The sequence below is a fragment of the Cellulosilyticum sp. ST5 genome (assembly GCF_046529625.1).
GTDB lineage: Bacteria > Bacillota > Clostridia > Lachnospirales > Cellulosilyticaceae > Cellulosilyticum > Cellulosilyticum lentocellum.
Genome location: NZ_CP132338.1, coordinates 2,146,716 through 2,159,883, shown reverse-complemented (window position 1 = coordinate 2,159,883; position 13,168 = coordinate 2,146,716). Strand labels below are relative to the sequence as shown.

The 13,168-nt window shown below is 34.1% G+C and carries 12 protein-coding genes; 10 read left to right on the top strand and 2 right to left on the bottom strand.

What is annotated here, in order from left to right:
* Positions 1–5: 5 nt before the first annotated feature.
* Positions 6–839 carry an adenosylmethionine decarboxylase gene (gene speD / locus QTL86_RS10510; protein WP_013656410.1) on the bottom strand — a complete coding sequence of 278 codons (834 nt, stop codon included), beginning with the start codon at positions 837–839 and terminating at the stop codon, positions 6–8.
* Between the two features lie 251 nt (positions 840–1,090).
* Here speD and QTL86_RS10505 point away from each other — a divergent pair, with 251 nt between their 5' ends.
* The 10 genes from QTL86_RS10505 (at position 1,091) to QTL86_RS10460 (ending at position 11,786) form a co-directional block, all read left to right on the top strand.
* Positions 1,091–2,044, top strand: a complete 954-nt coding sequence (locus tag QTL86_RS10505) for a carbohydrate kinase family protein (protein WP_410497151.1) — start codon at positions 1,091–1,093, stop codon at positions 2,042–2,044.
* Between the two features lie 375 nt (positions 2,045–2,419).
* Complete coding sequence (locus QTL86_RS10500) at positions 2,420–4,423, top strand: YcdB/YcdC domain-containing protein (protein ID WP_410497150.1); 2,004 nt, start codon at positions 2,420–2,422, stop codon at positions 4,421–4,423.
* Positions 4,424–4,533: 110 nt separating this feature from the next.
* Positions 4,534–5,169, top strand: coding sequence for a regulatory protein RecX (locus QTL86_RS10495; protein WP_013656413.1), 636 nt, complete (start codon positions 4,534–4,536; stop codon positions 5,167–5,169).
* On the top strand, positions 5,162–5,680 hold the full coding sequence (locus QTL86_RS10490; protein WP_127066089.1) for a methylated-DNA--[protein]-cysteine S-methyltransferase: 519 nt from the start codon (positions 5,162–5,164) through the stop codon (positions 5,678–5,680). The genes QTL86_RS10495 and QTL86_RS10490 overlap by 8 nt, the downstream gene beginning before the upstream one ends.
* Before the next feature lie 20 nt (positions 5,681–5,700).
* Positions 5,701–6,576: a metallophosphoesterase gene (locus QTL86_RS10485; RefSeq protein ID WP_127066090.1), complete on the top strand. Its 876-nt coding sequence runs from the start codon at positions 5,701–5,703 to the stop codon at positions 6,574–6,576.
* Positions 6,577–6,826: 250 nt separating this feature from the next.
* Positions 6,827–8,047, top strand: coding sequence for a bifunctional ornithine acetyltransferase/N-acetylglutamate synthase (argJ, locus tag QTL86_RS10480; protein ID WP_013656416.1), 1,221 nt, complete (start codon positions 6,827–6,829; stop codon positions 8,045–8,047).
* 39 nt (positions 8,048–8,086) lie between these two features.
* Positions 8,087–8,956: an acetylglutamate kinase gene (gene argB / locus QTL86_RS10475; RefSeq protein WP_013656417.1), complete on the top strand. Its 870-nt coding sequence runs from the start codon at positions 8,087–8,089 to the stop codon at positions 8,954–8,956.
* A gap of 2 nt (positions 8,957–8,958) precedes the next feature.
* Positions 8,959–10,137 carry an acetylornithine transaminase gene (locus tag QTL86_RS10470; RefSeq protein ID WP_127066092.1) on the top strand — a complete coding sequence of 393 codons (1,179 nt, stop codon included), beginning with the start codon at positions 8,959–8,961 and terminating at the stop codon, positions 10,135–10,137.
* 74 nt (positions 10,138–10,211) lie between these two features.
* Positions 10,212–10,901 (top strand): DUF554 domain-containing protein, encoded by a 690-nt coding sequence (locus QTL86_RS10465; RefSeq protein ID WP_127066093.1) that lies wholly within the window; start codon positions 10,212–10,214, stop codon positions 10,899–10,901.
* A 132-nt stretch (positions 10,902–11,033) separates the two neighbouring features.
* Complete coding sequence (locus QTL86_RS10460; RefSeq protein WP_127066094.1) at positions 11,034–11,786, top strand: N-acetylmuramoyl-L-alanine amidase; 753 nt, start codon at positions 11,034–11,036, stop codon at positions 11,784–11,786.
* A 118-nt stretch (positions 11,787–11,904) separates the two neighbouring features.
* On the opposite strand, the gene QTL86_RS10455 is transcribed toward QTL86_RS10460, so the two are convergent.
* Positions 11,905–13,065 (bottom strand): amidase domain-containing protein, encoded by a 1,161-nt coding sequence (locus QTL86_RS10455; RefSeq protein ID WP_410497148.1) that lies wholly within the window; start codon positions 13,063–13,065, stop codon positions 11,905–11,907.
* Positions 13,066–13,168: the final 103 nt, after the last annotated feature.

Here is a 13,168-nt window from a genome sequence, read left to right as displayed (position 1 = left end):
GCCTCCTAATCCTCTAAATTAAACATAGCTTCACGTACAACAGTACCATAGAAAATTTCATCCATTTCTTTTTTTACTTTTTTAGCAATTATTTTTGCTTCACCTTTATGTAGTTCTTCTTGAGTATACCCAAATAAATAGTTGTCTAGGTCGAACTGTTTTAAGCGGCATTTAGTATGGAAAATATTTTCTTGATAAACATTAACATCAATCATGTTATACATCATGCGAATATGTTCAGGGATAAAGTTTTGAATAGAATCAATAGGATGATCTATAAAAAGTTTATTACCGGCAATATCTCTAGCAAAGCCACGTACTTTATAATCTAACGTCATCACATCAGCATCAAAGCAGTGAATAAGATAATTAAGCGCTTTAAGAGGAGAAATTTCTCCACAAGTAGCTACATCTATATCTGCTCTAAAGGTACTAATACCTTCATAAGGATGATATTCAGGATAAGTATGTACCGTAATGTGACTTTTATCTAAGTGGCCTAATATGATTTCAGGAATTGGTCCTGGAGAAGCTGACTTAGCTTCATCATGGCGAATTTCAGGAACGGCACCTTCAGAAATAAGAATAGTCACACTAGCTCCTTGAGGATCATAATCTTGTTTGGCAATGTTTAGTATATTAGCACCAATCATTTCTGTAACTGTAGTTAGAATTTGAGTTAATCGCTCTGCATTATATTGCTCATCAATATACTCAATATAGGCCTTACGATCTTCAGCAGTTTTAGTGTAACAAATATCATACATATTAAAGCTAAGAGTTTTGGTTAAATTATTAAAGCCATGTAGCTTTAATGCGTTAGAGTCTGTATTATTCATCTTATTCCAAATCGGCTCCTTTACATAGTAAATAGTAAGGTAATTATAAGATAAAAAATTAATAAATTCAACAAAAAATAGTGTAATACAAAATTTAAAGTTTAGTAATAGTGTGCTTTTTGGTATGAAAAAGATATAATTATCTATAATCTTGGAAAAATATAGCTGTGGGTATTTTTTAATAGGTTTTCTACAAAACTTATGTTAATATAATAGTTATCTATAAAATCAAGTAAAGGAATATAATGACCATGGAAAATAATAAACCTTATGCACTTGTATTTGGTATTGCCATATACGATATTTTTGGTTTTTCTTATGCAACCTATAGACCCTATGATTCTAATCCAGGAAAAGTAAAAGTGTCTTGCGGTGGTGTTTGTAGAAACATTGCAGAAAATATGTCTTTAGTAGGAACAAATACACAGTTTATTTCTATTTTAGGTGATGATGAAAAAGGCAAGGATATTTTAAGACAAGCTGAAAAAGTAGGTTTAGATATGAGTAACACTTTAATCGTACACGGTGGCTCCACACCTACTTATATGGCCATATTAGATGAAAATGGAGAAATGGTATCAGCCGTGGTTGATACAAAATTAGCCAATGAGTTTTCAAAGGAAGCTTTAAGTGAGCGTGCTTCTATTATTGAAAATGCAGAATATATGTTTTTAGGTGCAGATAACCCCCCTTTTATTGAGCATATTGTAACGACTTATGAAGGTAAAACAAAATTTGTTTTAGATCCAGTATCAGCTGCTAAAGCAGCTAGGATTAAACATTTACTTCACTATTTTCATACAGTAAAACCTAATAGACATGAAGCAGAAGTGTTATGTGGCTTTGAGGTGAAAACATATGAAGATGCTAGAAAAGCAGGTGCTTACCTAAGAGGTTTAGGTGTACAAAATGTATTTATTAGTCTTGATGTAGATGGTGTTTATTATAATGATGGTAAGGAAGAAGGTATTATTAAAGCAAATGCTTTAGAAGTGATTAATGTTACAGGGGCTGGTGATGCTTTTGTAGCAGGCATTGGAGCAGGGTATATGGCAAATAAAAGTACAGTAGAGATTGTTAAATATGCTATTGCTATGTCTAACATTACTATTGCTCACGAAGAAACTATTAATCCTAATATGGCAGCTGATTTAGTGGAAGCCTATGTTAGAGAAGCACAATGGCAATCTACGACATTTGAATAAGCACAATGATGAAAAAGAAAAAGCAGGTATAAGGTGATAGGCCTTATAGCTGCTTTTTTTGTAGTCTAGGGAAGTATTCCCTGCCGTATTCAGGAGGGTACTCAGCTGACATGTTTTTTTTGTCAGCGCGAAGGAAATCTAGGGTTCCCTAGCGGAAGAAATGTGGACGCTAGTCCACTTTCTTGCTAACAACCTAACAACCTAACAACCTTTTAGTTACTTGTAAAAGTTAAAGTGTTTGCCTAATAAAAAAGAATATAATAACTGATAAACAAAGTAGATTGTATAATAATAAAATTTTATAAAAATTTAAATAATAGGGAACTTATTTATCTTTACTACGTCTAATGAAATAAGATGAAAGGGGGTTATAAAATGAGAAAAAAATTTTTATTGTTAACGGTGATAGCTATGTTAGTGCCACAAGTCAGTTTTGCTAATGAGAAGACTCAAGGGTTAGAAGGATTACTAGGCAAAGTTAAAGCTAAAATAGAAGTGCCAAAAGCTTTTACAGAGTTTAATTATAATCAATCAGGTGAAGATTATCGTTTCATATGGCAAGATCAAGAAGGTAAGCAAGGAAGCTTATACGTAGAGTGTGAGAGTGATGGGGACATTCTGAGTTATCGCTTAAATCTGTATCATACAAGTGATAGCACTTTAGCAAAGATTGATTGGGAAACAGGAAAAGCTAAAGCAGAATCTTTTTTAAATCAAGTAGTACCTGAATATGCTAAAGCTTTAGTGCTAAGAGAAAGAACGGCACCAAGTAGTGATTATGACTATACTTATGTATATGATTTATATCATGAAGGCGTTAAAGTATTTAACCAAGTCATTTACGTTAACGTTAACAAACAGACAGGTGAAATAAAAAGTTTTTCAGGAATAGATTTCTCTGAGCGTACGTATAATGCCAATCAGCCAAAGATTACTCTAGAACAAGCAGAAGTAGGTTATTTAAAACAAGTGGGCTTACCAGCACTTTATAAAACCTATTATGATTGGAAAACTGAAGAGAAAAGTAGCTTTTTAGTTTACAAACTCCAAAATGGAGAGAGGAAGGGAATAGATGCAGCTACAGGTGCATTAGTAGTTCATTATAAAAATGAAGACAATGAGTTATATAAAGAAGCAACTACGGAGGAAAGTCAGTCCGTTACAGCTAAAAATGATAGTGGTGCTTCAGGTTTAACACCTTCTGAGAGAAAAGCAGTAGAGGAAACAAAAGGATTATTGAGCGTAGAAGTGATCCTTGACAAGGTAGCTAAGCATTTTCCACGTGTGAAATCAGCTACAGTCAGCAGAAATAATCTTTATAAGCAGAAGGAAATTTATATAAGGCAAATCGTTTTAAAGGATGAGGTTAATAAGACAAATGTTAGTTTAACGGTGGATGCTAAAACAGCAGAGATAGAAAATTATTACTTTTGGAGTAGTACGTCACCAGAAACAGCCGAGTATCACTGGAGTGAAAAAGAAGCAGCCTCATTTTTAAGTCAAGTGGCACCACAGCAATTTAAAGAAACGAAGTTAATAGAAGATGATTATACAAATGAAGACATGACTACAACAAACTATTATTATGGACGCTTAGTAAATCATTTATTGGTAGACGGAGAGGGATTAAGTATTACCTATGACCAACGTTTAGGGGAGGTCACATCTTACTCTAAGAACTGGAGTCAAATGAGTTTTAAATCACCAGAAGGGATGATGAGTAAGGAAAACGCAGTTAAAAATATAGGCTTAGAGTTAGTTTATATGGAAACAAGTGAGGACGTTTATCGTTTAGCATATACCACCAGGGAGAGCTATATGCTTTTAGATGCTTTTACCGGCAAGGAAGTAGATTATTCAGGAAAAGTAATGGAGGAAGAAGCACAAAAGTTTTATACTGACTTAAAGGGACATCCAAAAGAAGCACTCATTAAGAAGCTATTTGATAGCGGTATTTATTTAAAAGGAGAAAAGTTAAAACCAGATTTGCCTATTTCTGAAGAAGACTTTTTAAATCTTTTATGCCAAGTAACGCAAGGGTATAAGCCCGATGAAAATGAAAATGTGAGTGGATGGTATAAAGAAGTGACGGGTAAAGCAACGCTTGACAAGCAACAGACTTTAACAAGAGAAAAGTCTGTTTATGATATGATTAGTGCAACCCCATATAAAAAGATAGCAAGTATTTCCGAGTTATATGTCTATCCTTTTGAAGATAAGCAATATGATGAAGCTTTAAAAGGCCATATCAGTGTAGCTTATGGTCTGAAGTTGATTCAAAAAGATAAAACAGGTTTATTTAGGCCAAAAGATAAGCTTACTAGAGCCGAAGCTTTAGAAATGATGTATTATTTGCTATTGAGTACAGAAACTGAATAATAGCATGAAAAAGGAATTAGAAGAGTAGAAGACTTCTAGTTCCTTTTATATTTCTGAAATTTATCTCCCGACTAATAATATGCTATAATGGAGTCAAGGAGAGTAGAAAAATGAAAACAATTACAAAAATTAGCAGACAACAAAATGGAGAACGTTACAATATCTTTTTAGATGAAGTATTTTTTTGCGGCGTTACAGAAGACACGCTGATTCGTATGAATTTGAAAAAAGGTGCAAAAATAGATGAAGAAGCTTTAAAAGCTTTAGAGGAAGAAGAAAGTAAAAACAGGTGTTTTTCCTACGCTATTTATCTTTTGGGTAGACAGAACTATTTTGAAAAGGTTTTAGTAGAGAAACTCAAAAGGAAAGAGTATAGTGAAGAAGATATTCAGTATACATTAGAAAAACTAAGATACTATAATTATTTAGATGATAGTAGATTAACAGAAGCCTTTGTAAGGGATAAAAAAAGATTTTCTAAAAAGGGCCCCAGATATATTGCAGAGGCCTTAAGAAATAAGGGTGTTTCCCAGGAACAAATTACAAAAGCTTTAGAAGAAAATTATAGCACTGAAGAAGCTTATGAGAATTGTATTGGCATAGCGGAGAAAAAACTTGAATATTATAAAAAGAAAACAGACGACTTGTATCAGCTAAAGAGCAAGCTGTATGCTTTTTTAGCACAAAGAGGTTTTTCTTCTGAGGTGATTAAGCGTACCATAGAAGAGTTAACAAAAGATGAATAAAGTAGAGGTGGATAAGGTGAGAAGAGGTTATACAATTTATGAATCTTCTTTATTAGGACCTATTGGCATAGTGGTTTGCGAGAAAGGCGTAGAAGCTATTTTCTTAAAGGAAGATGGCTTTAAAGCCTATCAAAAAATAAATCCTGATTTAGAAAGAGATGAAATGTTGTGTGGTGAAGCAAAAAAGCAAATAGAGGAATATTTTAAGGGAGAACGTCAAGTATTTCAGTTAGATTTGGTAGTAGAAGGAACGACTTTTCAAAAAAAAGTATGGGAAGGCTTAAAACAAATTCCTTATGGAGAGACTATTAGTTATAAGGAATTAGCTGAAAGAATTGGGAATCCTAAAGCGCAAAGAGCAGTAGGAGGAGCTAATGGTGCTAATCCTATACCACTTATTGTGCCCTGCCACCGTGTTATTGGTAAGAATGGCAAAATGGTAGGTTTTATGGGGAATCAAATAGATATTAAAGAGAAGCTTTTGGCTCATGAACTGAAGTATAAGTCATAAATGAGAGTGTGAGGAAAAAGATGTTGTTAAAGTTAATAAAGGCAGTCATTAGATTTGTGCGGTGGGTAATTAGTATTAGTGTTACCTTAGTACTCATTGCGGCAGGTATCTATATTTATGCAAGATACATAGAGCCGGAACTTCTTATTATAAAAGAAGAAAAGCTAGTTACACAAAGTATAAGCATACCAAAGGACACTTTGAAAATTGTACAATTTAGCGATGTTCACTTAGGGGAAGACTTTACCATTACCGATTTGAAACGTGTAGTAGAACGAATCAATGGACTTAAGCCAGATTTGATTATTTTTACGGGTGATTTAATAGACGATAATAAGGGGTTTACAGAAGTAGAAGAAGCCAGTGTACTTTTAGGGCAGCTTCAAGCAACTTATGGGAAGTTTGCAGTTTATGGTAATCATGACCATGGAGGAAATGGCACTAAAAGATATGCTAAAATATTAGCCGCAGCTGAGTTTAAGCTTTTGGTCAATGACAATCAATATGTTACTTTAGAAAATGGGGAACGTATTCATTTAATAGGTATTGATGATAAACTTTTAGGAACGGTAAATATCGAAAAAGCTATGGAAGGAATCCAAAAGTCTAACTATAATTTATTTATTTCACATGCACCTGACGTGGCAGATGAAGTGACAGGTTATCCTATTGACTTGCAGCTTTCAGGACATAGTCATGGTGGGCAAGTGCGAATTCCTTTTGTAGGAGCGCCTTTTACACCACCTTATGCCAATAAATATATTAAAGGTAAATATACATTTGAAGAGAATGAACGTATGGTGTTATACGTAAATTCTGGAATAGGAACCAGTCAAGTACGATATCGTCTTGGCAATATTCCTGAAATTACCTGTTTTTTAATAAGTAACTCTTAAACAAGAATGAGATACAAATAAATAACTAATAGTAAAATAGCTTGTAAGCGCTTAAAAGAGTTGTTGAATTGATACAACAGCTCTTTTTTTATGTGAAAAAATGATTAAAATAAACGTTGATTATGAATAAAAATACAATTTTATTCATAAAAATAAAAAAAGGTATTGAAATAAAATAAAAAATATTTATAATTATAAACATAATAAAAGTTTATTCGTTGAGTGTATAAATAGATATGGAGGGATTCGGATGAGATTAATACAAGGAAGCATTACAGCACCAAAAGGGTTTAAAGCAAATGGAGAGCATATTGGTATTAAGAACAAAAAGAAAGATTTAGCGATTATTTATAGTGAAACACCTTGTACGTATGCAGGTGCATTTACACAAAATGTAGTAAAAGCAGCACCAGTACTTTGGGATCAAATGGTTTTAAATGAAGGAGAAAAGGTGCATGCCATTGTGGTTAATAGTGGTAATGCTAATGCTGCAACAGGAGTACAAGGGGAAAAAGATACAGAGGAGATGGCAAGCCTAGTTGCAGAGGCCTTTAATATTGATAAAAAGCAAGTCTTAGTATGTTCTACGGGTGTTATTGGTGTGGATTTACCAATGGAGGTTTTAAGAAAAGGTATTGGCCCAGTAGCAGTTAAAGTAAGTGCAACTCATGAAGGAGGAGAAGCTGCTTCAGATGCCATCTTAACAACGGACTTAGTTAAGAAAACTATTGCTTTAGAAGAAAACATTAATGGTACGACGATTACTGTAGGTGGTATGGGTAAAGGTTCAGGTATGATTCATCCTAATATGGCAACTATGCTAGGGTTTATTACAACTGATGTTAATATCACTAAAGAGATGCTTCAAAAAGCACTCAAGAAAGCAATCGATACCTCTTTTAACATGATTACAGTTGATGGGGATACAAGTACTAATGACTCTGTGCTTGTTTTAGCCAATGGGATGGCAGGCAACCCAGTTATTGATCAAGAAGGAGAAGCTTTTGATAAGTTTTATGCAGCGTTATATGAAGTATGTAAATATATTGCTATTTCAATCGTTAAAGATGGCGAAGGTGCTACTAAGTTATTAGAAGTTAATTTAGAAGGTGTTAAGAGCTTTGAAGATGGTAAATGCATTGCTAAAAGTATTTTAACTTCTAATTTAGTTAAAACAGCATTCTTTGGAGAAGATGCTAACTGGGGAAGAATCTTTTGTGCTATGGGATACTCAGGTATTAGCTTTGACCCTGCAAAAGTAGATATTAGCATTGAAAGTATTGCTGGCAATGTAGCAATGCTCAAACAAGGCTTACCTGTTAAATTTAGTGAAGAAAAAGCTAAAGAAGTACTAGAAGAAAATGAAATAAAAATTCTCGTGACCATGGGTGAAGGAAAAGAAAGTGTAACAGCTTGGGGCTGTGATTTAAGCTATGATTACGTAAAAATTAATGGGGATTATAGAAGCTAAATATTGGGAAAATAGAATTGACCTTAGGGGGATTTAATAATGAATGATGGTTTAGAAAAAGCAAAAGTTTTAATAGATGCATTACCTTATATTAGAGAGTTTAATGGCAATACAGTTGTCATTAAATATGGTGGCAGTGCCATGTTAGATCCAGAAATTAATAAGACGATTGTACAGGATATCGTACTTCTCAAATTAGTAGGTTTAAAACCAGTCATTGTTCATGGTGGGGGACCTGAAATTAATAATATGCTTAAACGTTTAGATATCCAGTCTGAGTTTATTAATGGACTTCGTGTGACAACCAAAGAAACCATGGAAGTTGTGGAAATGGTATTAGCAGGTAAGGTGAATAAACAAATCGTAGAAATGATTTCAGGGCAAGGGGGCTGCCCTGTTGGGTTAACAGGTAAAGATGGTAAGATTTTAAGAGCTAAAAAGCTCAATAAAGATGGTGTAGATTTAGGTTTTGTAGGGGAAATTGAAAAAGTGAATACAAGGCTCATAAAATCTTTAATTGATAATGATTTTATTCCTATTATTGCACCTATTGGATCAGATGAAGAAGGGAATACGTATAACATTAATGCAGATTATGCTGCAGTTGCTATTGCAGGCGCACTTAATGCACAAAAATTAGTATTTCTTACAGACGTCGAGGGCGTATTAAAGGACAAAGATGATCCAAAGTCACTGATCTCTTTCTTAAGTGATAGTGAAGCTAAAAAGTATATTGAATCAGGTATTATTGCAGGTGGTATGATTCCAAAAGTTGAATGTTGTATGGAAGCCATAGAAGAAGGTGTTTCTATGGTGCATATTCTAGATGGTCGAAAAAAACATGCACTCATTCTAGAAATTTATACCCCTAACGGTATTGGTACTATGATGTATAAAAAGGAGGCATAGGAATGGAACAACTGGTTAATGAAGGGGAAAAATATATCATGCATACTTATGGACGTTTTCCATTAGTACTTGAACATGGAGAAGGCGTTTATTTATATGATGAAAAGGGTAAAAAGTATTTGGATATGTACGCAGGAATAGCTGTTAATGCATTAGGATATGCACATCCTACGCTTACTGCAGCATTACAGGAGCAAGTAGAAAAAATGATGCATGTCTCTAATTATTACTATACAAAGAATTTAATAGAAGCTTCTAAGCTTTTAGTAGAAAATTCACCTTTTGATAAGGTTTTCTTCTGTAATAGTGGTGCTGAGGCCAATGAAGGAGCTTTAAAACTAGCGAAAAAATATGGTAAATTAAAAAGTGAAGATAAAGTACAGATTATTGCTATGAAGAAATCTTTTCATGGTAGAACCCATGGTGCTTTAGCAGTGACAGGCCAAGAAAAGTATCAAAAGAGTTTTATGCCACTTATACCTAATGTAAGCTACGCAGATTATAATGATATTGATAGCTTAAAAGCCATTATGAGTGATAAAACTTGTGCAGTAATTTTAGAGGTCATTCAAGGAGAAGGCGGTATTATTCCCGGAGATCCTGCTTACTTACAAGCAGTAGAAGCGCTTTGTAAAGCTCATGACGCACTTCTAATTGTAGATGAAGTACAAACAGGCATCGGACGAACAGGCACCTTATTTGCTTTTGAACAATTTGGCATTCATCCAGATATAGTAACCATGGCAAAAGGACTTGGCGCTGGTGTTCCTATTGGTGCTATGGCATGTACCAGTAAAGCAGATGTACTGGTTCCAGGAGATCATGCTTCTACCTTTGGAGGGAACCCACTGGTGACAGCAGCTGCTAAGGTGGTTTTAAAAGAACTTACAGTTAATCATTTACTGGACCATGTGAAAGAAGTGGGGGCATACCTTAAAGGAGAACTTCTTAAACTCCAAAAAGAGTTTGACTGTATAAAAGAAGTAAGAGGATTCGGTATGATGTTAGGTATGGAATTGACTCTGCCAGCTTTAGAGGTAGAGAAGAAATGTATGGATAAAGGCATGTTAGTAGTTGGTGCTGGGGAAAAGGTTGTTCGTTTTGTACCACCACTTATTATAGAAAAAGCACATGTAGATGAAGCTATAGCTATTTTAAAAAGTGTTTTGTCTGAAATGTAAGAAACAATAGATGTATTTGCCTCTCATAAGTGGTACAATACATCTATTATTTTTATTGAAGAAAGGGAGTTATCATGTTAGGGACTATTGTTAATACAGTTGCTATTTTAGCAGGAAGTATAGTCGGTTTATTTTTGAAAGGTGGCATTTCGAAACGTTTTGATGATGCCATTATGAAAGCTTTAGGTTTAAGTGTTTTATACATAGGCATATCAGGAAGCTTAAAAAGTACAGATACATTGCTACTGATTATATCTTTAATTATTGGTGTCATTATAGGTGAGGCTATTAATTTAGAAAAAGCTCTTAATAGACTAGGAGAAAAAATAGAGGCACGTTTTAAAAAGCTCAATAAGGGCGGTAGTATAGCAGAAGGCTTTGTTTCAGCTAGTTTACTATTTTGCATTGGTTCCATGGCAATTGTAGGTGCCATTCAAAGTGGGTTAGAGGGCAACCACGAGATGCTTTTTGTAAAGTCCATGCTAGATGGTATTACTTCTATTATTTATGCTTCTTCCATGGGAATAGGTGTAACTTTTTCAGCAATAGCAGTTCTACTTTATCAAGGGGCAATTACTATTGCAGCAAGTTTTTTAGGTAATGTTTTAACAGAAGTACAAATTACCAATATTGGGGCTATAGGAAGTGTAGTTATTGTGGCATTAGGATTAAATCTTTTGCAAATTACAAAGATTAAAGTAGCTAACTTCTTGCCAGCATTATTTATTCCTATGATTTATTACATAGTGCAAAGCTTATTTTAAAAAGGATAAAATCTAGATTATAGAAGATAAAAGGTTACTTAATAAGTGACCTTTTTTACGTTATAAGAGTAAAAATCCAAAAATAAACATATAACTAAGATGAAAAAAGACATCTAGGAGGTTTATTATAGCATGAGAAAATCAGTTTCAAAGCGTTTTACTCAAGGCATATGCTTAGTACTAGCAGTTATCATGCTTTTAGCACAAGTAAGGGTAGTATTTGCAAAGGAGCCCTTTGTAGTGTGCATTGACCCAGGACATCAAGCAAAGGGTGATTCTAAAAGTGAACCTATTGCTCCAGGTTCAGGTAGTAGAAAAGCAAGGGTTTCCTCTGGAACAAGTGGTGTTGCCACTAAGAAATCAGAGTATGCTGTTAATTTAGAAGCAGGACTTATTTTAAAGAGTTTACTAGAGGAAAAGGGTTATGCCGTAGTGATGACAAGAGAAACCAATGAAGTCAATATTAGTAACGCTGAAAGAGCTCAAGTTGCTAATAATGCTAAGGCTAACATGACAATTCGGCTTCACTGTGATAGTATTGGAAACAGTGGTAAGTCAGGTGCTGTTTTGTTAGTACCTTCTAAAACAGGTAAGTATACAGTAGGTATTCATCCGGCTAGTAAGGCATATGCGGAGCATTTAAAAACAGCCTTACAAAATGCTGGTGTCAAAGTGAATGGTATTTTTGAAAGAAGTGATATGACAGGTTTCAACTGGTCTAGAGTACCTGTTGTGATATTTGAAATGGGTTTTATGAGTAACTGGAATGAAGATCGTATGTTAGCAGATAAAGCTTATCAGACGAAGCTTATGAAGGCCGTTGTTACTGCTATTGAAGCTTATGAGAAAACAACTTCTGCTGATACAGGAGTAACCACGCAGTAAGTTCAGTATGTTAGATAACATATGGAGAAAGGTATTTATAAAATAGGGAGAAGCAATCTAAGTGGTTGCTCCTCCCTAAAATATTGAGTGAAAAAGGAAAGGAAATAATTAAAGTAAGTTAATAATAAACATTAATTAAATGAAAGCGAATGCCCTTGTTACTCCAACCTAAGTCATAAGGCACCAATAGTCTATCTGTATTATGGCAGGTTACAAGTGGATAACCCTTAGAGTCAAGCCCAGTAATAGTAGAAATATGGGTGATTTTCCCCTTCTTTTCGTAAGCGACAAAATCACCAGGTCGAAGCTTATAGGCTTCTTTATAAATCTCTTGATAAGTGCCTCTAGCTAAATAGCCGCCACGCCCACTGCATATAATATAATTTTTAAAGCCTTGTGCATTCACCCAAGCCTTTGTACCATCGCGGTTATCATAATTCCAGGTGCCATTTTTTCTAAAGCCTCCACCTTCATATAAGATTTGAGAAGCAAAGTTAGCACAATCACCACCATCAGGATTGAAGTTCTTATAAGCTTTATTGTATTTAAATAAATACTCTGGATGAGGTCCTACACCACAATATTTATGAGCATAATCAATAGCTTTTTGCGTACGTTCATCAGGTGAGTAATCAGGAGCTGTATGATTTAAAATATAATTTCTTATCTCATCTGTTTTAAGGGTGTTAAGATTTAAGGAATCGGCAAATGGATCAGTGTACCATTCCTTGGTAATGATATAATGATCACCATCCTTTTTTAAATTAATATAGTGGGATGTTCCTAGATAAAAGGTATTAGGGACATCAGGCGTATCTAAATAGCTATAGGTAAAAGCTGTAGAATTAAAGCAAAGAATACCATAAAGGTCTTTTTCCTTTTCTTTAACCTTACGTACTTTTACTACAGATTCAATATGATCAAATTTAACAGCCTGTTTATCACACCAGTTTTTAAAATATTTAATTTTTTGTGCTTCACTTTCGTAAGCCCAAAGGCTTACCTTGATTTTCAGGTTATAGGAAGCTTTTAAGCTTTCTGCATCTAGATTTTGGATGCATTGATTACGGTTTTTTACAATATCACTGACAATGGCCTGAAAAGTAGCTTTGAGTTCTTCTTCGGAAAGTTCGATTTTGCTTTGTGATTCTTCTCCAGTAGACTTAGTAACTTCATGGTCAATTACATATTGAGAAATGGAATGTGAAGCCATGGTAGGTACCGAAAAAAGTTGAATCACGCATAGACCTATTATTAGGAAAAAATTTAACTTTTTCAATTTTTTCTCCCCTTTTAAATGAAATTTTCGCTATAATATAGTTTGTACTAATTATAAAAAAATATAAATGGAAAATTTATTTGTTTGATGTATAAAGCTTCCA

Bases quoted from the DNA above. Each gene is read 5' to 3' on its own strand.
- speD (WP_013656410.1), bottom strand. From the start codon at position 839: ATGAATAATACAGACTCTAACGCATTAAAGCTACATGGCTTTAATAAT.
- QTL86_RS10505 (WP_410497151.1), top strand. From the start codon at position 1,091: ATGGAAAATAATAAACCTTATGCACTTGTATTTGGTATTGCCATATAC.
- QTL86_RS10500 (WP_410497150.1), top strand. From the start codon at position 2,420: ATGAGAAAAAAATTTTTATTGTTAACGGTGATAGCTATGTTAGTGCCA.
- QTL86_RS10495 (WP_013656413.1), top strand. From the start codon at position 4,534: ATGAAAACAATTACAAAAATTAGCAGACAACAAAATGGAGAACGTTAC.
- QTL86_RS10490 (WP_127066089.1), top strand. From the start codon at position 5,162: ATGAATAAAGTAGAGGTGGATAAGGTGAGAAGAGGTTATACAATTTAT.
- QTL86_RS10485 (WP_127066090.1), top strand. From the start codon at position 5,701: ATGTTGTTAAAGTTAATAAAGGCAGTCATTAGATTTGTGCGGTGGGTA.
- argJ (WP_013656416.1), top strand. From the start codon at position 6,827: ATGAGATTAATACAAGGAAGCATTACAGCACCAAAAGGGTTTAAAGCA.
- argB (WP_013656417.1), top strand. From the start codon at position 8,087: ATGAATGATGGTTTAGAAAAAGCAAAAGTTTTAATAGATGCATTACCT.
- QTL86_RS10470 (WP_127066092.1), top strand. From the start codon at position 8,959: ATGGAACAACTGGTTAATGAAGGGGAAAAATATATCATGCATACTTAT.
- QTL86_RS10465 (WP_127066093.1), top strand. From the start codon at position 10,212: ATGTTAGGGACTATTGTTAATACAGTTGCTATTTTAGCAGGAAGTATA.
- QTL86_RS10460 (WP_127066094.1), top strand. From the start codon at position 11,034: ATGAGAAAATCAGTTTCAAAGCGTTTTACTCAAGGCATATGCTTAGTA.